Consider the following 26846-nt stretch of genomic DNA (forward strand, 5'->3'; position numbering starts at 1 on the left):
GCGCAACCGCCGGGCCACCTCGGGAAGGTGCTCGCGACGGACGTGGAAGGTCAGCTCACCGCGGTGGACGACGACCTTCTCGATCGCCGCCTCGACATCCACCCCGGACTCGGTGACGGCGGCGTGCAGGGCGTCGGCCACGTCGTCGAAGTACCCGCCGTACGGGCGCGGGGTGCTCCCGGGCAGAGTCACCGGGCGTACGAGCCGCCCGTAGCCGGAGGTGTCGCCGCTGCCGCGGACCCCGAACATGCCCGTGCGGGTGCCGATCACCTCGGCGCCGCCGTCGGGCCGCGCCGGCAGCGTTCCCTCGGGGCCGGTGGTGGCCGCCCGGTCCACCGGCAGTGCGGTGTCCTGCGCGTGCGTCGCGGGATCCGTAGGGCGCGAGGACCGTTCGTTGTCGGAGGAGGAGGTCACCGGGCCGACCCCCGCACCTGGAGGGTGGGCACGACGGGCCGGGAGGCAGCCATGGCCGCCTCCTCGGCGGCCTGCACGGCCTTCTCCCGGTCCACGCCGAGCGGCATCTGCTGGATCTTCTCGTGCAGCATCAGGACGGCGTGCAGCAGCATCTCCGGCCGGGGCGGGCACCCGGGTAGGTAGATGTCGACGGGAACGATGTGGTCGACACCCTGGACGACGGCGTAGTTGTTGAACATGCCGCCCGAGGAGGCGCACACACCCATGGCCAATACCCATTTCGGCTCGACCATCTGGTCGTAGACCTGCCGCAGCACCGGGGCCATCTTCTGGCTGACCCGGCCGGCGACGATCATGAGGTCGGCCTGTCGCGGCGAGGCGCGGAACGCCTCCATCCCGAACCGTGCGATGTCGAACCGCGGCGACACGGTGGTCATCATCTCGATCGCGCAGCACGCGAGCCCGAAGGTCGCGGGCCACAGCGAACCCTTGCGCGCGAAACCGGCGAAGCTCTCCACCGTGCTCAGCAGAAAGCCGCTCGGCAACTTCTCCTCGAGACCCATGTCCGACTCTTATCACTTTCGGTCGGTGTTCGAATCCATTACGGCACAATCCCATTCCCTGTCGCGGTCATTCCCAGCCGAGACCACCCCGCCGCCACTCGTAGACGTAGGCGACGGCGACGTTGAACACGAACAGCGCCATCGCGGCCAGCCCGAAGACCCCCAGGGCATCGAGGTGCACGGCCCACGGATAGAGGAACACGATCTCGATGTCGAAGATGATGAACAGCATGGCCGTCAGGTAGTACTTCACCGGGAACCTGCCGCCGCCCGGCGGCTGCGGCGTCGGGTCGATCCCGCACTCGTAGGCTTCGAGCTTGGCTCGGTTGTAGCGGCTCGGGCCGATCACCGAGGACACGACGACCGAGAACACCGCGAAGGCGACCGCGATCCCTCCGAGCACGAGGATCGGGATGTAGACGTTCATGGCGCCTGGCTCCTCTCCGTGCGAGCCGGCCACCCGCGCCGACCCCGTTGCCCTTGCCGACCTCCACCGGCCGCTGGGGCCGAACGATCACGATACGGAGACAGTGCCGTGAGTCACTTCAACCGCATCATTGTGATGTACGGCTCAGCCTACCGGCGCGGTGTCCCGCCGAGGCGGATACGACGCGGCGTGATTTCTCCGTTTCGCCCGACCCTTGCGGGGGTGCCGGGACGCCGGGACCGGCAGATCGCCCGGACCGTGGGCCGATGCCGGCGCCCGCTTCGCGCCGCCCTCAGGTGGCGCTGCGGCCGCGCAGCAGCGCGACGACCGTCTCCGCGAGGCGGAACGGGTCGAGAGGCCGCGGCACCGCGGCCTCGGCGCGGGACCAGTCGGCCAGCCACGCGTCGTCCGCCCGGCCGGTCAGCACAACGACGGGCGGGCACTGTTCGAGTTCGTCCTTGAGTTGCTTGGCGATCCCCATCCCACCGGCGGAGGCCGCCTCGCCGTCCAGGATCGCGAGGTCGATACCGCCGGCGTCCATGCGGCGGATCACCATCGGCTCGGTCGCCACCTCGACGAAGTCGAGTTCGGGGAGCTCAGGATCGGGTCGCCGGCCCAGCGCCCGGGTGACCTGCTCGCGCGTGTCGGCGTCGTCGCTGTAGACGAGAACGCGCAGGGCGGCAGGACGGCTGGTACTCGCGGTCGAGTCGGTCACGGAGCAGATGCTACTGGCCGGAACGGAGGGCCCCCGGGAGGCGAGCCGCGGCACGCACGGCTCGCGGCCGCCTGCGCCCCGCCGGTCCCGCCGACGGCAGGCGACCGGTCCCCGTGCTCACCTGGCGTTACCGGGTGAGGAGAGCCAGGCTGCCACGAGGGCCGGTCACACCGCCGATTCTACTCGCCCGGAAGAGCTTCGGAATCTCCCGGCCCCTTCCCCTCGGAACCGGCGGTGGCCTGGGCGTACCGGTGTTCCGGCAGCACCAGCATGCGGGCGTACGCGATCGCTCGGGGCGTGGTCGCGAAGACGTGCCGCTCCTCGCTGTCCTTGGTGGTGAAGACACCCAGCGCGGACAGCGGCCGCAGGTGCTCCGGTTTGGCCCCGGAGATCAGGACCGTGATGTGCCGGTGCTCGAGCTTGGTGATGGCGTCCTTGAGGACCAGGGCGCCGGTGGCGTCGATGGCCGTCACCCGGGACATGCGCAGGATCACGACCTTGACGTCCGTGACGTCGGCGAGCTCGAGCAGGAATCGGTGGGCCGCGGCGAAGAACAGAGCACCGTCGATCCGGTACGCGACGATGTGCTCACGCAACAGCTCGTGTTCCTCGGCGGCGTGATCCCCTTCCTCGTCGAGGGGAACCTGCTCGATCCGGGCGGACTTCGCGACCGCCCGCAGCGCGAGCACCGCAGCGAACCCGACACCGATCGCGACCGCCGTCACGAGGTCGAGGGCGACGGTGACCAGGAACGTCACCGTCATGACGATCGCATCCGCGCGGCTCGCCCGCGTGATCGCGACGATCGAGGCGGTCTCGACCATGCGCACCGTGGTGGCGAGCAGAACGCCGGCGAGCGCGGCAAGGGGGATCTGGGCGACGAGCGGCGAGGCGAGGTAGACGATCCCGGCGAGGATGACGGCGTGGGTGAGGGCGGACAGCCGGGACCGCGCCCCCGAGCGGACGTTGACGGCCGTCCGGGCGATCGCGCCCGTGGCCGGAACGCCGCCGAACAGGGGGGCGGCGATGTTGGCCAGGCCCTGCCCGAACAACTCCCGGTCCGGGTCGTGCCGGGTGCCGACGCTCATCGAATCCGCGGCGGTCGCGGACAGCAGCGATTCGAGGGCCGCGAGCGCGGCCACCGCGAGCGCCGGCGCGAGAAGCGACGTCAGCTCACCCAGGTCGAGGAATCCGAGGCTGGGGGCGCTGAAGCCGGACGGGATGGACCCGATCCGCGTGACGTCCAGATGGAACAGCTGTGCGACGACGGTGGCCACCACCACCGCGACGAGCGAGAACGGCAGCTTCGGCAGGTACCGGCCGCCGATCAGGATGGCCGCCGCGACAAGCACCGCCACGACCGTGGGCAGAAGGGACGGCTGGTCGACGAACTGCCGGGCGGCGTCGAACGCGCTCTGCCACACCTTCTCCCCCTCGGCGTGGGCGATGCCGAGCGCGGCCGGAACCTGCTGCAGGGCGATGACCACGGCGATCCCGGCGGTGAAGCCCTCGATCACCGGGGCGGGCATGAATCGCACCGCCCGGCCGATGCCGGCGAAGGCGAGGACGACGAGAACGACGCCGGCGACGAGTCCCACCGCGAGGACGCCGGAGGCGCCGTGCTCGTGGAAGATCGGCACCAGGACGACGGTCATCGCGCCGGTCGGGCCCGACACCTGGAAGCGGGAGCCGCCGAACACGGCGGCGACCGCTCCCGCGACGACGGCGGTCGCGAGGCCCGCCGCGGCCCCGAGACCGGAGCTGATGCCGAAGCCGAGCGCGAGGGGCAACGCGACGAGGGCGACGACGAGTCCGGCGGTCAGATCGGCGCGGGGCGAGCGCAGGGCCGGTTTCCACTCGACCCAGCGCGGCATCAGCGCGGCGACCGACCGCGCGGCGCGAGCCACGACGGTGCCGGCTCCCGCCGCCTCTTCCTCGGTGCGCCCGGTCACCGCATCCTGCTGCTCTGTCGACATCGACATCGTGCCTCCACCACAAACAATAAATAAGCACTTAATAAAGTCTGCAATCAATGCGCGCGAAGCGCCCCGGTGCGCGACCGGCTCAGCGGCGCGCTCGGCCCGCCGGTTCGGCTACGTCGTCCTCGAGCAGCTCCGCCTGTCCGGCGACCACCCCCGTGAGGATGGCGCGGGCGACGCCCAGCAGTTCCGCGACCCGCGGCGACGTCAGCGCGTACGTCACCGACAGCCCCTCCCGGCGCGCGGTGACCAGGCCTGCGCGCCGGAGGATCGCCAGTTGCTGGGAGAGATTGGCGGGTTCGATCCCCACCTCGGGCAACATCTCGGAGACGGCATGCTCGCGCTCGCTGAGCAGCTCGAGGACGCGGATGCGCGCCGGATGTCCGAGCGTCTTGAAGAAGTCGGCCTTCATCCGATAGAGGGGCTGACGCGCCTGCGCGACCATCACCGTTCCCGTCGTCCGAGCCACCGCCGGCGGGCGATGCCGTTACTTGCGTAGTTTAGCAATCAAAGAGGTAGGGTGTGCGTGACATGCGACACACCGGACACCGACACCGTCGGCACCCGGCGCGGTTCAGGAACGCGCCGCACGCCCGAGCCGGGCGAGGCTCGCGGACATCTGCGCGGGCGAGACCCGCGGAAGCCGCACGCGACGCAGGTACGCGGTGTCGGTCACCGCGGACCAGTCGCACGCCTGGCTCACCGCAGCGCCCCCGGTCGTCCCGGTGAAGGACCACTCCCACCGGATGCCGAGCGGCGGCGTGTCCGGGTTGGCCGGCAGCCACGCCAGCAGCCGGTCGGGTTCGAACGCCACCACGTGGTTGACCACCGGATACGCGCTGCGCCCGGGCAAGTGCACCTGCCCGGAGAAGCGCTGGCCGACGGCGGTGATCGGGGGCTGCCCCGCGGGCACCTGCACCGTGCCCGAGCCGTCGATCTCGCTGTGCCGCAGCGGGTCCCGCATCACCCCGAACAGCGCCGCGGCCGACACCGGTATCGTGGCCTCGACCCGGACCGATGTCGTCGTGCGCACCACGCGCACCCCGGCCCCACCGATGTCGCCGACCCCTGCCGCTTCTCCCCCATCGTTCACGCCGCACATCGTGCCACCTCGGCGCGCAATCGTTGCGCGGCGTCCGGAGCCTGATCCGGGTCGAACGCGCATATCGCGCCGGGCGGCGGGGTATGCGTGCAAAGGTGGAACCGCCACCGATCACGGGAGGAAGCACATGATTGTCCGCAGAATTGCCCGCCCCATGCTCGCGTCGGTCTTCGTCGCCGGGGGCATCGACGCGCTGAGAGACTCGTCCACCAAGGCGGCGGCAGCGCAGCCGGGACTCGACCGGGCGGTGGGCATGCTGCCCGACACGGTGACGCAGAAGCTCCCGGACTCGGTGAGCGAGAAGCTCACGAACGATCCGGAGACACTCGTGCGGATCAACGCCGCCGTGCAGATCGGGGCGGGTGCGCTGCTCGCGGTCGGGAAGGCACCGCGGCTGGCGGCTCTTGCCCTGGCCACCACGCTCGTGCCCACGACGGTGGCGGGTCACGACTTCTGGAACGTCGAGGATGCGGAGGCCCGGGCCATCCAGCGCACCCAGTTCCTCAAGAACATCAGCCTGCTCGGCGGGCTGATCATCACCGCGGTGGACACCGAAGGCAAGCCGTCGCTGGGGTGGCGCGGACGGCGGGCCGCACGGCGCGCCCAGGAGGCCGTCGCCGGTGTCCTGCCTCATCAGGACGACGGCACGGGCGAAGCGGTCACCGAGAGCCTGCACAAGGTGGCCGAGCGGGTCCGGGTCCTGTCGGAGGAGGCAGCGGAGGTGGCCGGCACCGCCCGTGAGCGTGGAAGCCACCTGCTGGGCGTTGCCCGCGAGCGCGGACCCGAGCTCGCCGAGGTCGCCCGCGAACGCGGCACGCACCTGCTCGACGTCGCCCGCGAACGCGGCCCCGAACTCGCCGACGTCGCCCTCGAACGCGGCACCGAACTCGCCGACGTCGCCCGCGAACGCGGCACCGAACTGCTCGACGTCGCCCGCGAACGCGGCCCCGAACTCGCCGAGGTCGCCCGGGAACGGAGTTCGCTGCTGTGGGGCACGGCCCGTGAGCGCGGCCCGGAGCTGGCGAAGGTCGCCCGCGAGCGGGCGCTGACGGCGGAGGAGCGTTCCCTGTTGCTGGCGCAGCAGGCCCGTCACCGCGCCGAGGAGGCCCTCACCCGCGCCCGCCTGCAGTTGCAGCGCTGACAGCACGGTCCCGCACCCGGCGATTCTGCGCCGGTGCGGGACCGCCACTAGACTTCTTGGGCACTTCGTGGCGACGCACCCGCCGCCCGTCCGACCCCGAGGAGACCCCTTGCCGGCCGATGGCCTGTCCCACCCCGACCAAGAGCGTGAGCAGGTCTACCTGTCGATGCTGTACGGCCACCTCGACTCCATGCGGGCCTACGCCAAGACCCGGCTGAGCCGGGTGCTGCTCGACACCGGCGGCACTCCGCAGGCCCGCAGCGAGCGGGAGTCCTTCACGCAGCTGTACACGGAGGACATCGCGAAATACGACGCGGCCGAGCACGGGCTGTGCTTCGGCCGGATCGACGTGCGCGACGGCGAGGACGGCGACGGGACCGAGGTACGGTACATCGGCCGCATCGGCATCCTCGACGAGGCGAACGACTACGAGCCGCTGCTGCTGGACTGGCGGGCGCCGTTGGCCCGGCCGTTCTATCTGGCGACGCCGGCGGCGCCGGAGGGCGTGACGCGGCGCCGGCACATCCGGTCGCGCAGCCGCGCGATCACCGCGCTCAACGACGAGTACCTCGATCTCGACGCGGCCCAGGCGCACGACGCCACCGTCTCGGCGGGGGGTGTCGCCGGCGAGACGGCGCTGCTGGCCGCGCTGAACGCCGCGCGGACCGGGCAGATGCACGACATCGTCGCGACGATCCAGGCCGAGCAGGACGCGATCATCCGATCCGAGCACAAGAGCGTGCTCGTCGTCCAGGGCGGCCCGGGCACCGGGAAGACCGCGGTGGCCCTGCACCGGGCGGCGTTCCTGCTGTACACGTACCGTCGGCAGCTCGCGAAGAGCGGTGTGCTCATCGTCGGACCGAACTCGACGTTCCTGGACTACATCGGGCAGGTGCTGCCGTCCCTCGGCGAGACCGGCGTGTTGCTGTCCACGATCGGTGACCTGTACCCCGGGGTGCGCGCGAGCGTCGAGGACTCCCTCGAGGCAGGCGCCATCAAGGGCTCCCTCGGCATGATCGAGGTGCTGAAGAAGGCGGTGCGGGACCGTCAGGAGATCCCGACGACGCCGATCCCCCTGGTCTTCGACACCTACCGGCTGACCCTCGACCGCAAGACGGTCACGCGGGCGCGGGGCCGGGCCCGGTCGTCGCGCCGGCCGCACAACCTGGCTCGCCCGATCTTCGTCTCCGCGGTGGTGGACGCGCTCGCCGACCAGCTCGCGTCGATCATCGGTGCGAATCTGGTCGACGGCGGAAACCTGTTGAGCCGGGACGACATCGACGACATCCGGGCCGAGATGCGGGCGGACCGCGACATCACGGCGGCGATCGACTCGCTGTGGCCGCAGCTGAGCCCGCAGCAGGTGCTCGCGGAGCTGTTCGCGTCCCGGGAGCGCCTCGCGTCGGCGGCGCCGGAACTCGACGAGGACCAGCGCGCACTGCTGCTGCGCCCCTCGGCGACGCGGGTGTTCAGCGCCGCGGACGCGCCACTGCTCGACGAACTCGCCGAGTTGCTCGGCGTCGACGACGCGGCCGAGCGGGAGCGCGTCGCGCGGCAGTGGCGCAAGCAGATCGCCGACGCGCAGGGCGCCCTGGACATCCTGACGGGGTCGGCCCCGCAGGATCTCGAGGACGAGCTGGATCCGGAGATCCTGATGGCGTACGACCTGATCGACGCCGACCAGCTCGCGCAGCGACAGAGCCGCTCGAGCCACGAGACCACGGCCGAACGGGCCGCCGGGGACCGGACCTGGACGTACGGGCACGTGATCGTCGACGAGGCGCAGGAGCTGTCCGAGATGGCCTGGCGGATGCTGATGCGGCGCATCCCGAACCGTTGGATGACCCTGGTCGGCGACACCGCGCAGACCGGGGATCCGGCCGGCAGCTCGTCCTGGCAGCGGATCCTGGAGCCGTACGTGGCCAACCGGTGGAAGAAGGCCGAGCTGACCGTCAACTACCGGACGCCCGCGGAGATCATGGAGATCGCACATGCGGTCCTCGCCGAGATCGATCCGCACCAGGTGCCGCCGCGCTCGGTGCGCGAGTCCGGGTTCACACCGTGGGTCCGGAACGTCGACGCGGACGGCCTTCTCGAAGCCGTGCACGGCGCCCTCGCGGCCGAGGACGGCCCGGGCCTCACGGCGGTGATCGTGCCGCACGATCTCGCGGCGCAGTGGGCGCACCTACGGTCGGATTCGGTGCGGGTGTCCACCGTGAAGGACGTCAAGGGACTGGAATTCGATTCGGTGCTGCTGGTGGAGCCGACCGCCATCGTGGCGGAGTCGCCTCGCGGGCTCAACGACCTGTACGTGGCGCTCACCCGCGCCACCCAACGGCTCGGGGTGCTGCACACCGGGGAACTGCCCGAGGCACTGGCGGCGCTGGTGGCGCCGGCCCGGCTGTGACAGGTCACCGATGTGCCGTTTCACCGCCTGCGCCGTTCGGCCGGGCGGTATGTTGCGGACGAACGTGCGACCGGTCGGAGCGGGAGGCGGGGCGGTGAGAGCGGTGTGGCCTCGGGGGCGCTGGGCGCGCATCCTGGCAGGGTTCGGGGTCCTCGCCACCACCGCGGGTTGTGCGGGGACCGCGGCCTCGGAGGACTCCGCGGCCGCCATCCCGGTCACGGTCCCGATGGCGGCCGCACCGGTCGAGGCGGAGGCGCTGGACGGGCCGGCCCTGCGGTTCAAGCAGGCCCTGGCCGACGCCGGGCTGGCCGCCGGGGTGCCCGACGAGACGCTGGTGGCACTGGTCCGGGGGACGTGTGCCCAGCTGGCCGCCGGCCTGCCGGAAGAACAGATCCTCGGCTCGGTCCGGTCCGTCGCGGCCTTCGCAGCGTCCGTCTCGCGGGCGGAGTTGCAGGGCGACGACGCCGCCCGGTTCTACGTGGGTGCCGCCCGCGAGACCTACTGCTGATCGACGCGTCAGCGGACGGTGTGCACGATGAGCACGTCCGAGGTCGACTTGCGGGCCAGATCCGAGGGTACGGAGCCGAGCAACCGGCCGGTGAGGGTGTTCAGGCCCCGGTTGCCCACGACGAGCAGGTCCGCCTCCACCTCGTCGACCAGTTCGAGGAGCGAGTCGACGGGAGCCCCGACGACGGCCCGTTCGAGGACGTTCTTGGCGCCGGCTGCGTGGGCCTTCTCCCGGGCGGTGCGCAGGATGTCGTAGGTGGGCGCCGATCCGGTCACCTGGTAGGCGTCCTCACCGAGCACGTCGGCGGCGCGGGCGCTGTCCTTCGGATCCACCGGGTAGTAGGCGCACGCGATGACGAGACGGGCCTCGGCGTCACCGGCGAGAGCTGCTGCCTTCTCGACGGCGCGGTACGACGACTCGGAACCGTCGGTTCCGACGACTACGGTCCGGTAGGCGCTCATGCATTCCTCCATGAAATTGGTCGGGTTTCGCCGGCGGGCGACCGTCGTTGCGTCCCCCTTCCGACTGCTGCGTCGACAGTAGCGGCCGACCGGACGGGGTTGACGGCCTTTGGGGTGGATCCCACAGGGCCCGCCGCCGTGCACTCGACGCCACTGACGACCGTTGACGTTACCGTGCGTCACCGTAACGCGGGCCGAACATCTGCGCGGGGAACACGCCGGACTCCACGATGGCGTCCCGCCACGGCAGCGCGAGCTCCGTCAGCCGGTCGGCCTTGTCTTCGCCCAGCGCCGCCCACGGCACCGCCGCGAGGTCGTCGGTCAGGTCCTCGACGAGTTCGCGGACCTCGAAGCCCTCGTCCGTGAGCGCACCGGAGCGGTCGAGCAGTCCGCGCGAGCGCAGCGCCGTCTCCGCGTCGGCCCACTCCTCCTTGCTCCAGCCGCGGCGCGCGCGGGCGAAGTCCTCGCTGAACCCGATCCCCGCGGCGGTGTGGGTGACGAGGGCCTCGATCCCGGTCAGGCCGGCGGTCTGCAACGCCGCGACGTGCCCGTCGCCCCGGTATTCGCGCAGCAGGGTCAGCGCGTGCCACAGGATCAGGTGCGGGGCGTCCGGCCACGGCAGGTCGGCGTGCCCCGCGTACAGCGGCCGGCCCTCCGGTCCCGGGACGGCCCGGGCGGCGCTCGCGGCGAGGTCCGCCGCCTCGCGCATCTCCGGCGAGTCCAGCACCTCGGGCCCGAGGATTCGGGCCAGCGACTCGTCGATGCCGCGCAGCCGGGCGGCCACGACGGCCTCCGGGGTGGCGAGCCGCCAGGCGTGCGGGATCGCGGACGCGACGAGACGGGGACTGAAGTTGTAGAAGGTGGCGGTCACGACGCCCGCCCCGACCGCCCCGAGCGCGGCGGAACGCGCCGCGAAGTACCGCATCCGGCCGGCCTCGAGGCCGGTGTCGCCGAGCGCGGCGTCGACTTCGGGGGCGAAGTACCCGACGGAGTGGATCAGTTCGAGGGCACGGGCGATGCGGCCGGCAGACTGTGGGTCCATGCCGCAGACGCTACGCGAGGCCGGCGGCGTCCATCCCGCGCAGTTCCTTCTTCAGGTCGGCGATCTCGTCGCGCAACCGCCCGGCCAGTTCGAACTGCAGCTCGCGGGCCGCGTTCATCATCTGGTCGGTCAGTTCCTGCACGAGGTCCGCGAGTTCGGCCCGGGGCATGGACTTCACGTCGCGGCCCTCGTAGACGCCGGCGCTCACGGCGCGACCGGATTCCCCCTGGGCGCGGCGGCCGCGGGAGGCGTTGCGGCCCGAGCCCCCGACCTCCACGGTGTCGTCGGCCTCCTCGTAGACCTGGTCGAGGATGTCGGCGATCTTCTTGCGCAGCGGCTGCGGGTCGATGCCGTGCTCGCGGTTGCACGCGATCTGCTTCTCGCGGCGCCGCTCGGTCTCCTCGATGGCACGCGCCATCGAGTCGGTGACCTTGTCGGCGTACATGTGGACCTCGCCGGAGACGTTGCGGGCGGCCCGGCCGATGGTCTGGATGAGGCTGGTGGTCGAGCGCAGGAACCCCTCCTTGTCGGCGTCGAGGATCGCCACGAGCGAGACCTCGGGTAGGTCGAGGCCCTCGCGGAGGAGGTTGATGCCGACGAGGACGTCGTACTCGCCGAGCCGCAGCTGCCGGAGCAGCTCGACGCGCCGGAGGGTGTCGATGTCCGAGTGCAGGTAGCGCACCCGGATGCCGAGCTCGAGCAGGTAGTCGGTGAGATCCTCGGACATCTTCTTGGTGAGGGTGGTGACGAGCACCCGCTCGTCCCGGTCGGCGCGCTCGCGGATCTCGTGTACCAGGTCGTCGATCTGGCCCTTGGTGGGCTTGACGACGACCTTCGGGTCCACCAGTCCGGTCGGCCGGATGACCTGTTCGACGAACTCGCCGCCGGCCTGCCCGAGCTCGTACGGGCCGGGGGTGGCCGACAGGTAGACGGTCTGGCCGATGCGGGCGGCGAACTCCTCCCAGGTCAACGGGCGGTTGTCGACGGCCGAGGGCAGCCGGAACCCGAATTCGACGAGGTTGCGCTTGCGCGACATGTCCCCCTCGTACATGGCGCCGATCTGCGGGACGGTGACGTGGGACTCGTCGATGACCAGCAGGAAGTCCTCCGGGAAGTAGTCGATCAGGGTGGCCGGCGCGGAACCGGCGGGACGGCCGTCGATGTGTCTCGAGTAGTTCTCGATGCCGGAGCAGAACCCGACCTGGCGGATCATCTCGAGGTCGTACTGGGTGCGCATCCGCAGGCGCTGCGCCTCGAGCAGCTTGCCGCGGTTCTCGAGGTCGACGAGACGGTCCTCGAGTTCGGCCTCGATGTCGGTCACGGCCCGTTCCATCCGCTCCGGCCCGGCGACGTAGTGGGTGGCGGGGAAGATCCGCAGCGAGTCCACCTTGCGCACCACGTCCCCCGTCAGGGGGTGCAGGTAGTAGAGCGCGTCGATCTCGTCGCCGAAGAACTCGATGCGCACGGCGAGTTCCTCGTACGCGGGGATGATGTCGACGGTGTCGCCCTTGACCCGGAACGAGCCGCGCGTGAACGCCATGTCGTTGCGGGTGTACTGCACGTCCACCAGCAGGCGCAGCAGGGCGTCGCGGGGCACCTCCACCCCGACCTCGAGCGCGATGGAACGGTCCAGGTAGGACTGCGGCGTGCCCAGGCCGTAGATGCACGACACGGACGCGACCACCACGACGTCGCGACGGGAGAGCAGCGCGGAGGTGGCCGAGTGCCGCAGCCGTTCCACGTCGTCGTTGATCGAGGAGTCCTTCTCGATGTACGTGTCGGTCTGCGCGATGTACGCCTCGGGCTGGTAGTAGTCGTAGTACGACACGAAGTACTCGACGGCGTTGTGCGGCAACATCTCCCGCAGCTCGTTGGCGAGCTGCGCGGCGAGGGTCTTGTTCGGCGCCATCACCAGGGTGGGGCGTTGGACCCGCTCGATCAGCCACGCGGTGGTGGCCGACTTGCCGGTGCCCGTGGCGCCGAGCAGCACCACGTCCTTCTCCCCCGCCTGCAGGCGGCGCTCGAGCTCGTCGATCGCGGCCGGCTGATCCCCGGCAGGCTTGTGGTCGCTGACCACCTCGAACCGGCCCTCGGCCCGTTCGATCTCCCCCACGGGGCGGAACTCGGAGTGGGCGACAACGGGATGCTCGCTTGCGAACGCCATGGGAACCAGGGTAGGCGGCGGCACCGACAATGCCGATCGGCGGCGGCAGGGACCCGGTGCCTGGCCGCCGGGACACGGAGTCATCCGCCGGGACACGGAGTCGTCCGCCGGGACACGGAGTCGTCCGCCGGGACACGGAGTCGTCCGCCGGGCATGATCGGTCGGACCGGCCCGCCCGTCCACCGTCGGCTCTCGTCGGACCGTCCGCCCGGGAGACCGCGAAATCCAGGGGGTACACGTGAACGCTCGCAACGACCCGAAGCCCGCGGTGGCGCCCCCACCGGACTACCGGGTCCACACCCGGCTGGACCTGAAGAACGACACGCGGGCGGCCGCGGCCGTCCGGACCGTCCTCGTCCTCACCGTCGCCGTCCTCCTCGGCGCGGCAGTGGTCCTGGGCCTGCCGCTGCGGAGCGGGTGGGGCACGGCGCCCACGGTCGTCGTCACCGTCGTGGCGTGCCTCGGCTACCTGGCGGTGCACGAACTGACCCACGGCCTGGTCTCCCGGATCCTCTCCGGCGTGCGCCCGACGTACGCGGTGCGGTTCCCCTTCCTGACGACGGGCAGCGACGCCTGGCTCACGCGGAACGCGGCCGTGACCGTCACGCTCGCCCCCGTGGCGCTGTGGGGCGCGGTCCTGGTGGCCTTGCTGTTCGCCGTGCCCGTCGACTTCGTCCTCACCGTCTTTGTCGTCACGGTGGTGAACTTCGCGGGGTCGGCCGGCGACTACGTCCAGGCCGGCGCGCTGTGGCGGCTGCCCGCCTCCGCGCTCGTGCAGGACAACGGGCACGAAACGACGACGGTGGTGCCGGCCGGGCCGGCGGGCCGGTAGGTCCGGCACCGGCGGGTTTACCGGCCCGGACCGCAGTAACGTTCAGCCCATGTCCGAGGCGAAACTTCACCACGTCAAGGTCGAGACCTTCGATGTGGCCGCGCACACGAACGTCGACCCGAAGGGCATCGTGCGGGAGGTGGAGGTGTACCGGGTCGAGCGGTGGGGCCTGTACATGGCGCGGCCCGCCGACCACCCGCAGTTCGGGTATCTCGAGTCGTGGCTGCTGCCGGACCTCGGCCTACGCGCGTCGATCTTCCACTTCCGGCCCGGTTTCGAACGCGACCAGGACCGGTACGTCGACGTCGGCGAGTTCTGGTGCGAGGGGAACGTGTGGCACTCGCGCGACCACTACCTCGATCTCGTGGTGCGCACCGGCCGCGACACCGCCGTCGAGGACGTCGACGAACTGCTCGCCGCCGCGGCGGCGGGACTGCTGGATCCGGGGACCGCCGAGCGCGCGGTGCAGCGGGCGTTGCGGGCGGTGGACGGCATCGCCACGCACGGCCACAATCTCGATGCCTGGCTGGCCGCGCTGGCCATGCCGGTCAGCTGGCGCTGAGCGGGTCCCGCCTCGGTCCGGGCGTCAGGCCGACCAGCCGGTCTTCTCTGCCCACTCCCAGGCACGCGTGTAGGCGCCGTCGAACCAGGGGGCCTTCTCCCCGGCGTAGACGGCGGCGGCCTCGGCCGGGTCGTGCCGGGCGGCCGCGTCACGGGCCGCGGCCTGCTTGATCTCGGCGAATTCGGCGACGGCCTCGGGGTTCGCGCGCAACCAGTCCCGCAGCAGCAGGGCGAACTGCTGGCCGGGCCAGCCCTGCACCCGCAGATGCACGTACGCGGGCCGACCGGGGTCGGCGCTGCCGTGCAGGCGCGCGCCCCACACGGCCGGGTCGGTCTCGCCGCCGGCACCGTACGACGGCCGCGGGTCGTCGTGGTCGACGTGGGCGATGCGGGGGAATCCGGCGCCCGCGAGGGGGTCCTCGAGTGCGTCCGCCGCGGCGAGGTCCGGCACGGTGATCTGGAGGTCGAGCACATCGACGGCAGCCAGCCCGGGCACGGCGGTCGAGCCGATGTGGTCGATCCGCACGGCGCCGCCCCCGGCGGCGAGCGCGAGCCGGCCGATCAGCCGCTGCGCCTGCCGGTGCCAGTCCGGATTCGGGTCGCGGAGCACCGGCGCCGGCTGCACGGGGGTGCGGCTGCGCAGGTTCGCCTCGAACGGCACGAGCCGCTCGGTCCACAGGGCGCGCACGGCCGCCGCGAGGGCGTCCCGGTCGCCGTTGTTGTCCAGCCAGACGTCCGCGGCCGCGCGGCGCTGTTCGTCGGTGGCCTGGGCGGCGATGCGGGCCCGCGCGTCGCCCTCGGGCATCGCACGCAGTTCGACCAGGCGGCGCAGGCGCTCGCCGGCGTCGGTGTGCACCACGGCGACGAGATGGAACGCGGGCGCCATGCCGCCCTCGACGAGGAGCGGGATGTCCTGGACGACGATGGCGTCGGCGGGTGCGGCGGCGACCAGTTCGGCGGTGCGCGCCCCCACCCGGGGATGGGTGATCGCGTTGAGCACCGCCCGCGCCTCGTCGCTGGCAAAGGCCTTGGCGGCCAACGCCGGTCGGTTCAGGGATCCGTCCGGCAGCAGGATGTCGTCACCGAAGGCCGCGGCGAGTTCGGCCAGGCCCTCGGTGCCCGGCGCGACGACTTCGCGGGCGATGGTGTCCGCGTCGACGAGCACCGCCCCCAGCGCGACGAGTTCGTGGGAGACGGTGGATTTGCCCGCTCCGATGCCTCCGGTCAGTCCGAGTCTCAGCACGTCGAACAGTGTCGCATCACCGATCCGGGTGCCGGACACCGGCCGGTCGTCACACTGCAGTCACAACGGGGTCACGGACTGGTCGCGACCTGGGATTTCGTCGGCAACACGCCCATCTCACCCGCCTCGCCTGCCCCAGTATCATCGGCGCGTCGGATATCGTCGGACCGAGCGTCCGACCATCGTCATTACCCGCCCCACTCGAAAAGGCACCGCATGCGATCCTCCCCTCAGCTGCCCGGTCGGCATCGCCTCGGCATGGAGAACGGTGTTCACTGCATCCTCATCCCCGAGGTCGCCGCCGCGCTCGCCGAGCACCGGCGTAACTGGTTCACCATGCTGCTCAGCAACGCCCGCCACAGCCAGGCGGCGATCCGCAAGCGCGCCGCCGAACTGCCGGCCCAGTGGGCCAGCACCCCGGCGGTGAGCTGAGCACCTCCGGCATCCGGTCGGCGCGACGCCGAAGGCCGCGGCCCCGCTCCTCGAGGAGCGGGGCCGCGGCCTTTTCCGGGGGGACCAGCGTCCGGTGCAGGCTGTCTGCCGGCGCGGAGAACGCGAGGGGCCCCGCACCGGCCGGTGCGGGGCCCCTCGCTCGAACGTGTCAGGCGTTGCCGGACAGCTTCTCGCGCAGCGCGGCGAGCTGCGCGTCGCTGGCCAGCGAACCACCGGTCGACTCGGCGGTGCCGGTCTCGGCACCCGTCTCCGACGAGTAGTTGGTGCCGGAGACACCCGCGGCAGCCTCGGCGGCCTCGTCGGCAGCCATCTTCTCGATCTGCGCGGTGTGCATCTTGTGGCGACGCTCGGCCTCCGCGTAACGGGACTCCCACTCCTCACGCTGCTTCTCGAAGCCCTCGAGCCATTCGTTGGCCTCGGGGTCGAAGCCCTCGGGGAAGATGTAGTTGCCCTGCTCGTCGTAGCTGTCGGCCATGCCGTACTTCGACGGGTCGAACTCGGCGTTGTAGTCCTCGTTCGCCTGCTTCAGCGACAGCGAGATGCGGCGACGCTCCAGGTCGATGTCGATGACCTTGACCATCGCGTCGTCGCCCACGGCCACGACCTGGTCCGGAACCTCCACGTGGCGCTCGGCCAGCTCGGAGATGTGCACCAGGCCCTCGATGCCCTCCTCGACGCGGACGAACGCGCCGAACGGAACGAGCTTGGTGACCTTGCCCGGGACGATCTGACCGATCGCGTGGGTCCGGGCGAACTGACGCCACGGGTCTTCCTGGGTGGCCTTGAGCGAGAGCGACACGCGCTCCCGGTCGAGATCGACGTCGAGAACCTCGACCGTGACCTCGTTGCCGACCTCGACGACCTCGGACGGGTGGTCGATGTGCTTCCAGGACAGCTCGGAGACGTGCACCAGACCGTCGACCCCGCCCAGATCGACGAACGCGCCGAAGTTGACGATGGAGGACACGACGCCCTTGCGGACCTGGCCCTTCTGGAGCTGGTGCAGGAACTCGCTGCGGACCTCGGACTGGGTCTGCTCGAGCCAGGCGCGACGCGACAGGACCACGTTGTTGCGGTTCTTGTCGAGCTCGATGATCTTGGCCTCGATCTCCTTGCCGACGTACGGCTGCAGATCGCGGACGCGGCGCATCTCGACGAGCGACGCGGGCAGGAAGCCACGCAGGCCGATGTCGAGGATCAGGCCGCCCTTGACGACCTCGATGACGGTGCCCTTGACGGCCTCGTCCTTCTCCTTGAGCTCCTCGATCGTGCCCCACGCGCGCTCGTACTGCGCACGCTTCTTCGACAGGATCAGGCGGCCTTCCTTGTCCTCCTTGGTGAGAACCAGGGCCTCGACCTCGTCGCCGACGGAGACGACCTCGTTGGGGTCGACGTCGTGCTTGATGGAGAGCTCGCGGGACGGGATGACGCCTTCGGTCTTGTAACCGATGTCGAGCAGCACCTCGTCGCGATCAACCTTGACGATGGTGCCTTCCACGATGTCGCCATCGTTGAAGTACTTGATCGTGGCGTCGATGGCGGCGAGGAAATCCTCGGCGGAGCCGATGTCGTTGACGGCTACCTGCGGCGAGGTGACGGTGGTGGAGGGCATGTGTTGAGTTGCTCCGGACGGGTTGGTGTCGGTTGATGAAGTTCGGTCGGACAAGCGGACCGCGCGCCGCGCGAACGCCACGCACACTCCGCCGCGGGCGCCCGCGCCGGATCCTTATCGGGCCACGGGCGGACACTCGCGATCATCAGGCTACGCGTCCCGGTGCTAGCTGGGCAAACCCGGCCCGGGCGCGGCGGGCCCGCGGCTCTACGCTGAACGACATGTCCGACGACCGTCACGCCCACGCCCAGTCCGTCCTGGGAGCCACCCGCGCAGGTCGGGCCCGCCTCGGCACGCGGGACAGTGAGCGCGCGAGCCGCACCTGGTGGGACGCCGACGCCGCGGACTACCACCGCACCCACGGCGAGTTCCTCGGCGTGGACTCGGCGGAGGGCGAGTTCGTATGGTGCCCGGAGGGGCTGCACGAGGGCGACGTGCACCTGCTCGGCGACGTCGCCGGCAAGGACGTCCTCGAGCTCGGCTGCGGGTCGGCGCCGTGCGCCCGCTGGCTCGCGGGCCGGGGCGCCCGGGCGGTGGGTCTGGACATCTCCATGGGGATGCTCGCGCGCGGGCTGACCGCGATGGACCGCGGCGGGCCGCGGGTACCGCTCGTGCAGGCCGGCGCGGAGGACCTGCCCTTCCCGGACGCGAGCTTCGACATCGCGTGCTCGGCGTTCGGGGCGGTACCGTTCGTCGCCGACTCGGCGCGGGTCATGCGGGAGGTCGCGCGGGTGCTGCGCCCGGGCGGGATCTGGGTGTTCGCGGTCAACCACCCCATCCGCTGGATCTTCCCGGACGACCCCGGTGAGCGGGGACTGACCGCGATGCTGCCGTACTTCGACCGCACCCCGTACGTGGAGGTCGACGAGGCCGGCGTCCCCACCTACGTCGAGCATCACCGCACCATCGGGGATCGGGTCCGAGAACTCGTCGCGGCCGGCCTCGAGGTACGCGACATCGTCGAACCCGAATGGCCGGAGGGGCTCGACCGCGAGTGGGGCCAGTGGAGCCCGCTGCGCGGGGAACTGTTCCCCGGCACCGCGATCTTCTGCAGCCGTAAACCGGACTGACCCGCCCGCGACCGCCCGCCCGGCCGATCACCCGTCCGGCCGATGCCCGGTCCCCGCCTGTGTCATGGTCGTGGGGTGACGCCCGCCGAGGACGACTCCGGCGCACCGCGAGCGCCCCGCGCCGATCACCGCGACCCGCCGCGGCACGGCGGCCGGTAGCTGCCCACCACGCGACTCGACGCGTTCTCCGACGGCGTCTTCGCGATCGTGATCACCCTGCTCGTCCTCGAACTGGACGTACCCGACTCCGCAGCCCGGCTGCTCGAGGACCTGCGCGCCGAGTGGCCCTCCTTCCTGGGATACCTGGTCAGCTTCGCCTTCATCGGTGGTGTGTGGGTCGCCCGCAGCAACCTCACCCGGTTGCTGCGGGCGACCGACGGGGTCTTCCTGCGCCTGAATCTGCTGCGGTTGCTGTTCGTGACCGTCCTGCCGTTCACCACCAGCCTGATGGCGACCCACCTGTCCGACGCGGCGCGAAGGCCGGCCACGGTGGCGTTCGGCCTGAACCTGGCCATGGCGATACTCATGAGCAACGTGCTGATCGCCTACGCCGTGCGCAACGCCGACCTGACCGACGAGGCGGGCCGGGCCGGACTGCCGGCGCTGGCCCGGGAACGATGGTCGGTGGCGGTACTCATGGCCGCATCGACCCTCCTGGCGGCGTTCCTGCCGCAGCTCGCGGTGGCGTTCTACCTCGCGGTGGCGGTGCTTCTGCTCGTCGAGCCGTTCCGGCTTCTCCGGGTGCCCCGGCACCGAGCAGGCACCGGGTCCGCGTGAACCGGCACCCGGGGGCCTTCGGCCCTTCTGGTCGCCGGAGCGGCCGCCTATGTTGGGCAGCAGGACGACCCGTCCCTCCCACAGACGGGAGACGACCGTGAGCGAGCCTGCGACCCCGGGGCAGGACGATGCCCTGCTGCTCTCGGTGGTCCGGGATCTGGTGGCCGAGAGGTACACGGTCGATCGCGCGGCCGGCACACGACTCGACAGCGTCTTCGATCGTGATCTCGGGCTCGACAGTCTCGCGGTCACCGAGCTGATCTCCCGCGTCGAGGATGCGTTCGGGGTGAGCCTGGATCATGGGGTGCTCGGCACCGTGACCACCCCGCGTCAGCTGCTGACGGCGGTGCACCACGCACCCGCGCGGGAGCGCCGCCGGCCGGTGCCCGCGCGACGGGCGGCGCCCCCATGCACCGACCGGACGCCGGACGCGACCGCGACCCTGACCGAGGCGCTCTCGTGGCACGCCCGCACCCATCCGGATCGGGTCCACCTGCGCATTCTCACCGAGGGACACCAGAGCGAGATCAGCTACGGCGAGCTGCATTCCGCGGCTGCCACGGTGTCCGCCGCGCTGCTCGCCCACGATCTCCGGCCCGGTGACGCGGTCGGCCTCATGCTTCCCACCAGCCGGGACTACTTCACCACGTTCACCGGCGTGCTCCTGGCCGGGGGCGTCCCGGTACCGGTCTATCCGCCGGCGCGTCCCTCCCAGCTCGCCGAGCACCTCCGTCGGCAGGTGCACATTCTCGACAACGCACGGACCCGTGTGCTGGTCACCGACCCGGAGGCCGCCCGCCTGGCCCGGTTGATGCGCGGCCAGGTGGAGACGGTGCGCCACGTCCTGACCCCGGGCGACCTGGCCGGCTGCGGGGAGGCGACCGGCGGACCGCGCGGCGCCGGCGACATCGCCCTGTTGCAGTACACCTCCGGCAGCACCGGCGACCCCAAGGGCGTGACCCTGACCCACGCGAATCTGCTCGCCAACATCCGTGCGATGGGCAAGGCAGCCGAGGTCTCCACCTCCGACGTCTTCGTCAGCTGGCTGCCGCTCTACCACGACATGGGCCTGATCGGCGCCTGGTTGTCCGGCCTGTACTTCGGGGTGCCGCTGGCGGTGATGTCCCCGCTGGAGTTCCTCGCCCGCCCGGCGCAGTGGCTGTGGGCGATCCACACCCACCGCGGCACCCTGTCGGCGGCTCCGAACTTCGCCTACGAGTTGTGCCTGCGCCGAATCGCCGACGCCGACGTCGAGGGGCTCGACCTCGGCTCGCTGCGCATGCTGTTCAACGGCGCCGAAGCCGTGAACGCGGACACCGTGATCCGGTTCGGCGAGCGGTTCGCCGCCTACGGACTCCGCCGCGAGTCCCTGGCCCCGGTCTACGGGCTGGCCGAAGCATGTGTCGGCCTCACCTTCCCGCCCGTGGGACGGGGACCGGTGATCGATTCGGTCGCCCGCGAACGTTTCCTGCGCACCGGCCGGGCGGCCCCCGCCACCGACGAGGACCCGAACCCGCTGCGCTTCGTCGCCTGCGGCCGGCCGATCCCGGATCACCGGATCCGGGTGGTCGACTCAGCTGCGAACGTGCTCGGCGACCGGCGCGAGGGCCGGATCGAGTTCCGCGGCCCCTCGGCCACCGCGGGGTACTTCCGCAACCCGCAGGCGACCAAGGCGCTGTCCCGGCACGGCTGGCTCGACACCGGCGACCTCGGCTATCTCGACGACGGCGAACTCTACGTCACCGGCCGCATCAAGGACCTCGTCATCCGCGCGGGCCGCAACCTGCACCCGGAGGAGCTCGAGCGGGCGGTGGGCGAGATCCCGGGACTCCGGAAGGGCTGCGTGGCGGTCTTCGCGACCTCCGCGCAGACCGCCGGCACCGAACGCCTGGTCGTGCTGGCCGAGACGCGCGAGACCGAGACAGCCACCCTGGACCGGCTCCGGGAGCGCATCGTCAGGGTCTCCGTGGATCTGCTCGGAACACCGCCGGACGACATCGTGCTCGCCCCACCCGGAACGGTGCGCAAGACCTCGAGCGGCAAGATCCGGCGTTCCGCCACCCGGCAACGCTACGAGCAGGGCGACGTGCGAGCCCGTCCCCGGCCGGTGTGGTGGCAGCTGACCCGCTTCGCGGTCCGCGGCGCGATCCCGAGCCTGCGGCGGGCGGCGCAGCTCGTCCGGACCGGTGCGTTCGCCCTGTGGTGCTGGTCGATGGTTCTCGCGGTCGGCCTGCCGACCCTGATCGCCATGGCGGTGCTGCCCCGCCTCCCGGCGCGCCGCGCGGCCGCGCGCAGGGCCGCCCGCGGTCTCGCCCGCCTGACCCGCACCCCGGTGACCGCGCAAGGGGCCGAGCATCTCGTGCGGCTGCCGAACTGCGTAGTGGTCGCCAACCACGCCAGCTTCCTCGACGGCATCGCGTTGTCGACGATCCTGCCGGGCCGCTACACGTTCGTGGCCGGGGAGGTCTTCGAGCGCAAGCCGTTCATCGGTTTCCTCCTGCGGCGGATCGGTACGCGGTTCGTCGAACGGACCGAACGTGAGCAGAGCGTGGCCGACGCCGATCGGCTGGTCGAGGAGGCACGCGCCGGGGGCCGCCTGGTGGTGTTCCCCGAAGGCGCGCTGTCGCCGGTGCCCGGGCTCCGGTCCTTCCACCTGGGTGCGTTCGTGATCGCCGCACGGGCGGGTCTTCCGGTGGTCCCCGTCGCGATCACCGGCACCCGCGCGATGATGTGGCCCGATCACGGCAGGATCATCCACCGCGGAGCGATCCACCTCGTCGTCGGCGAGCCGATCCTCCCGTCCGGAGACGGCTGGGACGCGGCCGTCGCGCTGGAGCGCGCAGCGCGGGCCGTGATCGCCGAACACTGCGGAGAGCCCGACAGCGGCCGCTGAGGAGGCCCGACCGCTAGAGCAGCTTGGACAGGAACGACTGGGTTCGTTCGTGCTGCGGATTGCGCAGCAGTTCCCTGGGAGCACCGGCTTCGACGACCACGCCGCCGTCCATGAACACCAGTTGGTCGGCGACCTCGCGGGCGAAGCCCATCTCGTGGGTGACCACCATCATCGTCATCCCGCCGGCGGCGAGGTCCCGCATCACCGCGAGAACCTCGCCGACGAGCTCGGGGTCCAGGGCGGAGGTGGGCTCGTCGAAGAGCATGAGCTTCGGCTCCATGGCCAGGGCGCGGGCGATGGCCACGCGCTGCTGCTGGCCGCCGGAGAGCTGGGCCGGGTAGGCGTCGGCCTTGGCCGCGAGCCCGACCTTGTCGAGCAGTTCCCGCCCCAGCGCGACGGCGTCGGCGCGGCGCATCTTCTTCACCAGCATCGGCGCCTCGATGACGTTCTCGAGGGCCGTGCGGTGCGGAAACAGGTTGAAGTGCTGGAACACCATGCCGATCTCGCGGCGCTGCTTGGCCGCCGCCCGCGGGCTCAGCTCGTAGAGCTTGCCCCCGCGTTCGGCGTAGCCGACGAAATGGCCGTCAACGTGCAGGCGGCCGGCGTCGATGTTCTCGAGGTGGTTGATGCAGCGCAGGAAGGTGGACTTACCGGAGCCGGAGGGCCCGATCAGGCATGCCACGGTGCCGTCGGGCACGTCGAGCGACATGCCGTTGAGCACCCGCAGGGCACCGTAGCTCTTGTAGACCCGGTCGGCCTGGACCATCGGTGTCATCGGCGTTCTCCTCCGGGGATGTCGGGTGCCTGCGCCGCGCCGGGCTCGACGGGGACGGGCTTGCCCTGCGCGTCGGCGAGAGCCTGCAACTGCCGCGCGGTGAGCTGGCGGCTCAGGCCCTTCGAGTAGTGCCGTTCCAGGAAGTACTGGCCCACCATGAGCAGGCTCGTGATGGCCAGGTACCACGTGGCGGCGACCAGCAGCAGCGGGATGGGCTGGAAGTTGGCGCCGGAGATGTCCCGGGCGCGGCCGTAGAGCTCGAGGCTGTACGGCACCGCCGCGACCAGCGAGGTGGTCTTGAGCATGCTGATGAGCTCGTTGCCCGTCGGCGGAATGATCACCCGCATCGCCTGCGGCAGGACGGTGCGGCGGATGGTCTGCGACCACGACATGCCGAGCGCCACCGAGGCCTCCGTCTGGCCTTCGGGGACCGAGCCGATCCCGGCGCGCACGATCTCGGCCATGTAGGCGGCCTCGTTCAGCCCGAGGCCGATCACGGCGAACAGGAAGGCGGCGTTGATGCCCTGCAGGTCGATGTGCACGAACTGGTGCACGAACGGGATGCCGAGGTCGAGCTGCTTGTAGATCGAGGGGAACAGACCCCAGAACACCAGCTGCACGTAGACGGGGGTGCCGCGGAAGATCCACAGATACACCCACGAGACGGTCTTGAGCACCGGGTTCGGTGACAGGCGCATGACCGCGAGGAGCACGCCGAGGAGCACGGCGAGCAGCATCGCCAGCACGGTCAGCTGCACGGTCTTCCAGGCCGCCTCGGTGATGCGGCGGTCGAACAGGTACTGCGCGTACACGTCCCAGCGGTACGCCTCGTTGGTGGCGGCGCCGTAGAGGAACAGCGCCAGCAGCACGGCGACGACGATGCCGGCGATCCAGCGGCCGGGCCGGCGCAGCGGCACGGCCTTGATGGTTTCCGGTTCGGTCTGCGGTTCCGGTCCGGTGACGGATGTCGAGCGGTCGCTCATCGCACCCCTTTCGCTCAGCTCGTCGCCGCGTTGATCTGCGCGGTGTCGATGGTTCCTTCTTCCATGCCCCACCGCTGCGCGATGCGCGCGTAGACGCCGGAGTCGATGAGGTGCTGCATCGCCTGCTGCAGCACGGGTCCGAGGGGCGAGCCCTTCGCGACGACGAAGCCGTAGGGGGCGGCGTCGAACACGGCTCCGGCGGTTTCGAGCCGGCCGTCGCTACGGGCGATTGCGTACGCGGTGATCGGCGAGTCGGCCGAGAGGGCGTCGACACGGCCGAGGATGAGGGCGTTGGTGGCCTCGTCCTGGCTGTCGTACTTGACCTTGTCGATCGGCGGTTTGCCGGCGGCGACGCACGCCTCGCTCTTGGCGGGCACCTCGTCGATGTCCTCGTAGGTGGTGGTCTGCACCGCGACCCGCAACCCGCAGGCGTTGTCGGGGTCGACGTCGTCGCCGACGCGCTGGGCCCATTGCACGCCGGCGCTGTAGTAGGTGACGAAGTCGACGGACTGTTCGCGTTCCTCGGTGTCGGTGAACGACGACGAACCCATGTCGAACGTGCCGGCCTGGACTGCGGGGATGATGCGGTCGAAGTCGGATTCGCTGAACACCGGACGGACGCCGAGGACGTCGCCGAGGGCGTCGACGAGTTCGACCGCGAAACCGACGATGCGCCCGTCGTCGTCCTTGAACTCGTTCGGGGCGTACGGCACGTTGACGCCCACCTTCAGCTCGCCGGTCGCCGCGACGGGCGCCGGCAGCTGGTCGGCGATCGCCTCGACCCGTTCGGCGCCGACCGGTTCGCCGGGCGGCACGGTCGACTCGGTGTTGACGACGCAGCCGGACAGGACCGCGGCCGTCAGCAACGTCCCGAGCAGCCCCGCGACGAGGCGTCGGCGGCCGGTCGGTCCGGTAGGTGCTGGTTCGTCCACAACCGCACAGTATCCATCGGCGGGCCCGGATTACGGAATCCGCCCCGGACGGCCCTCGGTGTCGACGGCCGCACCTGCCTACCGGTCGCCGGCGGCGACCGGTATGTAGTTGCCGACGTCGGCGACGACGCCGAGCTCAAGCCGGAACGCGGCCGGGTCGAACCCCCGGCGTGCGTGGCTCTCCTGCAGGGCCGCCCGGGCCCGCTGCAGTGCCGGGTGGTGCGCCCAGCGCACCACGGTGACGATGTTGTATTCGCTCGGGCCGGAGCACAGTTCGACGACGTCGTCGCCGTGGAACCCGGGCTGGGTACGCAGCTCGCGGTGCGTCTCGTGGACCGCGGCGAGGAAGGTCTCCCGTGCGGCCGCAGGCACGGAGAACTTGTCGATGCGCAGGATCTCGGTCGTCATGGCGGCCACGGTAGGACCTCGAGCCGACTCGAGGTCAAGAGCTGCGAGCTCAGCGGCGACGAGTGCGGGCGACGACGGCCTCGGTGAATTCGGCGGTCGAAGCGAGTCCGCCGAGATCCGCGGTGGCCACGCCCGCCTCGACGGTCGCGTCGACGGCGTGCTGGATCCGGCGGGCCGCGGCGGCGAACTCCGGCAGGTCGTGGGCGGTGCCGAGCCGGTCGAGGAGCATCGCGGCGGACAGGATCAGTGCCGTGGGATTGGCGCGGTTGCGGCCGGCGATGTCCGGGGCGGCGCCGTGTGCGGCCTGCGCCATGGCCTGGGTGTCGGATGCGTTGATCGACGCCGCGGTGCCGAGCGAGCCGGACAGTTCGCCCGCGAGGTCGGAGAGGATGTCGCCGAACATGTTCTCGGTGACGACGACGTCGTAGTCGCCACCGTGGCGGACGAGGTGGGCGGCCATGGCGTCGACGTGCTCGTCGTCCACCGTCACCGACGGATACTGTGCGCCGATCTCGCGGCAGACGTCCCGGAACAGGCCGGTGGTCAGGGACAGGACGTTGGCCTTGTGCACGATCGTGACGCGGCGGCGGCGACGGGTGGCGAGCCGGAAGGCCGTGTGGGCGATGCGTTCGCAGGCCGCCCGGGTGACGACGCCGACGGCGAGCGCGACGTCGGGGGTGGGCATGAATTCGCCGCTGCCGACGACCATGTTGCGGTCCGCGTAGAGCCCCTCGGTGTTCTCCCGCACGATGACGAGATCCATGCGCGGGGACACGGCGCGGACACCGGGCAGGGCGCGGGCGGGACGGATGTTGGCGTACAGATCGAACCGCTTGCGGATCTGTCCGCCCGGGGTGAGCTGCGCGCGGAACGGGTCGGGATAGGCGGCGCTGTCGTGCGGTCCGAGGATCCACGAGTTCAGGCCCGCGAGTGCGTCGAGGGTGGATTCGGGGGTGGGTGTGCCGTGGGTGGCGATCGCATCGGCGCCGAGCGGCAGCGGCACCCAGTCGATCTCCGGGCCGTGCACGGCGGCGACGGCGGCGTCGACCACCCGGCGGGCGGCCGGGACGATCTCGTGACCGATCCCGTCTCCTTCGAGCAGTCCGATGCGGTGCGGGGCGGGGATTGCGACGGCGTCGGTCATGCGGCAATCATTACCCACCATGGTGCAGTCGGTGGAACTGCTCCTCGACGACCGTCTGGATCAGGCGGTCCGCGAGGAATGGTCGCGGTTGCTGGACGTGGGACTGTCCAGTCAGGCCCGCAATCGGTCCGAGTCGAACCGCCCGCACATCACGCTCGCGGTCGCCGCGTCGATTCCGCCGGGCGTGGAAGGGGCGATGCGGGAGCAGATCACGGGCGAGCCGTTGCCGGTGCGGCTCGG

General features: G+C 71.2%; 25 protein-coding genes and 2 pseudogenes. 10 read left to right on the forward strand and 17 right to left on the reverse strand.

The window, feature by feature from the left end; translation table 11 throughout:
• From AIIKEEIJ_RS29135 to AIIKEEIJ_RS29165, 7 genes and pseudogenes are all read right to left on the reverse strand, one after another.
• A pseudogene (locus AIIKEEIJ_RS29135) lies at window positions 1-300 on the reverse strand (NADH-quinone oxidoreductase subunit C); the annotation flags it as partial.
• A gap of 110 nt (window positions 301-410) precedes the next feature.
• Entirely contained in the window at window positions 411-977 is a 567-nt protein-coding gene (locus AIIKEEIJ_RS29140; protein WP_161997145.1) for an NADH-quinone oxidoreductase subunit NuoB, read from the reverse strand.
• A 67-nt stretch (window positions 978-1044) separates the two neighbouring features.
• Window positions 1045-1404, reverse strand: a complete 360-nt coding sequence (locus AIIKEEIJ_RS29145; RefSeq protein ID WP_003937927.1) for an NADH-quinone oxidoreductase subunit A — start codon at window positions 1402-1404, stop codon at window positions 1045-1047.
• A 292-nt stretch (window positions 1405-1696) separates the two neighbouring features.
• A complete protein-coding gene (locus AIIKEEIJ_RS29150) occupies window positions 1697-2119 on the reverse strand; it encodes an Rv3143 family two-component system response regulator (protein WP_161997146.1) in 423 nt (140 codons plus the stop codon).
• Window positions 2120-2298: 179 nt separating this feature from the next.
• Window positions 2299-4101 carry a SulP family inorganic anion transporter gene (locus AIIKEEIJ_RS29155; protein WP_072635356.1) on the reverse strand — a complete coding sequence of 601 codons (1803 nt, stop codon included), beginning with the start codon at window positions 4099-4101 and terminating at the stop codon, window positions 2299-2301.
• An 82-nt stretch (window positions 4102-4183) separates the two neighbouring features.
• Window positions 4184-4543, reverse strand: coding sequence for an ArsR/SmtB family transcription factor (locus AIIKEEIJ_RS29160; RefSeq protein ID WP_029543966.1), 360 nt, complete (start codon window positions 4541-4543; stop codon window positions 4184-4186).
• Window positions 4544-4672: 129 nt separating this feature from the next.
• On the reverse strand, window positions 4673-5200 hold the full coding sequence (locus AIIKEEIJ_RS29165; protein WP_161997147.1) for a hypothetical protein: 528 nt from the start codon (window positions 5198-5200) through the stop codon (window positions 4673-4675).
• Between the two features lie 127 nt (window positions 5201-5327).
• Between AIIKEEIJ_RS29165 and AIIKEEIJ_RS29170 the strand changes: the two genes are divergently transcribed.
• The 3 genes from AIIKEEIJ_RS29170 (at window position 5328) to AIIKEEIJ_RS29180 (ending at window position 9256) form a co-directional block, all read left to right on the forward strand.
• The gene (locus AIIKEEIJ_RS29170; protein WP_161997148.1) at window positions 5328-6341 is read left to right on the forward strand and encodes a DoxX family membrane protein; all 1014 of its coding nucleotides are present in this window, start codon (window positions 5328-5330) and stop codon (window positions 6339-6341) included.
• Between the two features lie 166 nt (window positions 6342-6507).
• Entirely contained in the window at window positions 6508-8748 is a 2241-nt protein-coding gene (locus AIIKEEIJ_RS29175) for an ATP-binding domain-containing protein (protein WP_161997155.1), read from the forward strand.
• A 94-nt stretch (window positions 8749-8842) separates the two neighbouring features.
• Entirely contained in the window at window positions 8843-9256 is a 414-nt protein-coding gene (locus AIIKEEIJ_RS29180; RefSeq protein WP_338021034.1) for a DUF732 domain-containing protein, read from the forward strand.
• A gap of 8 nt (window positions 9257-9264) precedes the next feature.
• On the opposite strand, the gene AIIKEEIJ_RS29185 is transcribed toward AIIKEEIJ_RS29180, so the two are convergent.
• The 3 genes from AIIKEEIJ_RS29185 to uvrB form a co-directional block, all read right to left on the reverse strand.
• Complete coding sequence (locus AIIKEEIJ_RS29185; RefSeq protein ID WP_006948093.1) at window positions 9265-9717, reverse strand: universal stress protein; 453 nt, start codon at window positions 9715-9717, stop codon at window positions 9265-9267.
• Window positions 9718-9886: 169 nt separating this feature from the next.
• The gene (locus AIIKEEIJ_RS29190) at window positions 9887-10759 is read right to left on the reverse strand and encodes an SCO6745 family protein (RefSeq protein ID WP_006948091.1); all 873 of its coding nucleotides are present in this window, start codon (window positions 10757-10759) and stop codon (window positions 9887-9889) included.
• Between the two features lie 10 nt (window positions 10760-10769).
• Entirely contained in the window at window positions 10770-12923 is a 2154-nt protein-coding gene (gene uvrB / locus AIIKEEIJ_RS29195; RefSeq protein ID WP_161997149.1) for an excinuclease ABC subunit UvrB, read from the reverse strand.
• A gap of 238 nt (window positions 12924-13161) precedes the next feature.
• On the opposite strand from uvrB, the gene AIIKEEIJ_RS29200 reads away from it, so the two are divergent.
• On the forward strand, window positions 13162-13755 hold the full coding sequence (locus AIIKEEIJ_RS29200; RefSeq protein WP_050035313.1) for a DUF3267 domain-containing protein: 594 nt from the start codon (window positions 13162-13164) through the stop codon (window positions 13753-13755).
• A gap of 49 nt (window positions 13756-13804) precedes the next feature.
• A complete protein-coding gene (locus tag AIIKEEIJ_RS29205) occupies window positions 13805-14317 on the forward strand; it encodes a DUF402 domain-containing protein (RefSeq protein ID WP_161997150.1) in 513 nt (170 codons plus the stop codon).
• Between the two features lie 24 nt (window positions 14318-14341).
• Here AIIKEEIJ_RS29205 and coaE read toward each other — a convergent pair whose 3' ends face one another.
• Complete coding sequence (gene coaE, locus AIIKEEIJ_RS29210) at window positions 14342-15559, reverse strand: dephospho-CoA kinase (RefSeq protein ID WP_029543986.1); 1218 nt, start codon at window positions 15557-15559, stop codon at window positions 14342-14344.
• Window positions 15560-15775: 216 nt separating this feature from the next.
• On the opposite strand from coaE, the gene AIIKEEIJ_RS29215 reads away from it, so the two are divergent.
• A complete protein-coding gene (locus tag AIIKEEIJ_RS29215; RefSeq protein ID WP_006948069.1) occupies window positions 15776-15991 on the forward strand; it encodes a hypothetical protein in 216 nt (71 codons plus the stop codon).
• Window positions 15992-16160: 169 nt separating this feature from the next.
• Here AIIKEEIJ_RS29215 and rpsA read toward each other — a convergent pair whose 3' ends face one another.
• Window positions 16161-17624 carry a 30S ribosomal protein S1 gene (rpsA, locus tag AIIKEEIJ_RS29220; protein ID WP_161997151.1) on the reverse strand — a complete coding sequence of 488 codons (1464 nt, stop codon included), beginning with the start codon at window positions 17622-17624 and terminating at the stop codon, window positions 16161-16163.
• Window positions 17625-17845: 221 nt separating this feature from the next.
• Between rpsA and AIIKEEIJ_RS29225 the strand changes: the two genes are divergently transcribed.
• The 3 genes from AIIKEEIJ_RS29225 (at window position 17846) to AIIKEEIJ_RS29235 (ending at window position 22364) form a co-directional block, all read left to right on the forward strand.
• A complete protein-coding gene (locus AIIKEEIJ_RS29225; RefSeq protein ID WP_072635360.1) occupies window positions 17846-18694 on the forward strand; it encodes a class I SAM-dependent methyltransferase in 849 nt (282 codons plus the stop codon).
• 159 nt (window positions 18695-18853) lie between these two features.
• A complete protein-coding gene (locus AIIKEEIJ_RS29230; RefSeq protein ID WP_274387140.1) occupies window positions 18854-19471 on the forward strand; it encodes a TMEM175 family protein in 618 nt (205 codons plus the stop codon).
• 97 nt (window positions 19472-19568) lie between these two features.
• Entirely contained in the window at window positions 19569-22364 is a 2796-nt protein-coding gene (locus AIIKEEIJ_RS29235; RefSeq protein WP_161997152.1) for an AMP-binding protein, read from the forward strand.
• A 13-nt stretch (window positions 22365-22377) separates the two neighbouring features.
• On the opposite strand, the gene AIIKEEIJ_RS29240 is transcribed toward AIIKEEIJ_RS29235, so the two are convergent.
• The 5 genes from AIIKEEIJ_RS29240 to AIIKEEIJ_RS29260 all read right to left on the reverse strand — a co-directional run bounded on the left by AIIKEEIJ_RS29240 (window position 22378) and on the right by AIIKEEIJ_RS29260 (window position 26606).
• The gene (locus tag AIIKEEIJ_RS29240) at window positions 22378-23139 is read right to left on the reverse strand and encodes an amino acid ABC transporter ATP-binding protein (protein ID WP_006941148.1); all 762 of its coding nucleotides are present in this window, start codon (window positions 23137-23139) and stop codon (window positions 22378-22380) included.
• A complete protein-coding gene (locus tag AIIKEEIJ_RS29245) occupies window positions 23136-24122 on the reverse strand; it encodes an amino acid ABC transporter permease (RefSeq protein ID WP_006941147.1) in 987 nt (328 codons plus the stop codon). Before AIIKEEIJ_RS29245 ends, AIIKEEIJ_RS29240 begins: the two co-directional genes overlap by 4 nt.
• Window positions 24123-24136: 14 nt before the next feature.
• On the reverse strand, window positions 24137-25000 hold the full coding sequence (locus tag AIIKEEIJ_RS29250; protein ID WP_050036368.1) for an ABC transporter substrate-binding protein: 864 nt from the start codon (window positions 24998-25000) through the stop codon (window positions 24137-24139).
• 132 nt (window positions 25001-25132) lie between these two features.
• A complete protein-coding gene (locus AIIKEEIJ_RS29255; RefSeq protein WP_202917760.1) occupies window positions 25133-25462 on the reverse strand; it encodes an antibiotic biosynthesis monooxygenase in 330 nt (109 codons plus the stop codon).
• Window positions 25463-25511: 49 nt separating this feature from the next.
• Window positions 25512-26606 carry an isocitrate/isopropylmalate family dehydrogenase gene (locus AIIKEEIJ_RS29260; protein ID WP_161997154.1) on the reverse strand — a complete coding sequence of 365 codons (1095 nt, stop codon included), beginning with the start codon at window positions 26604-26606 and terminating at the stop codon, window positions 25512-25514.
• A 19-nt stretch (window positions 26607-26625) separates the two neighbouring features.
• Here AIIKEEIJ_RS29260 and AIIKEEIJ_RS29265 point away from each other — a divergent pair.
• Window positions 26626-26846: pseudogene (locus AIIKEEIJ_RS29265) on the forward strand (2'-5' RNA ligase family protein); the annotation flags it as partial.

It is taken from the genome of Rhodococcus sp. YH1 (assembly GCF_009939605.1).
GTDB classification, from domain to species: domain Bacteria; phylum Actinomycetota; class Actinomycetes; order Mycobacteriales; family Mycobacteriaceae; genus Rhodococcus; species Rhodococcus aetherivorans.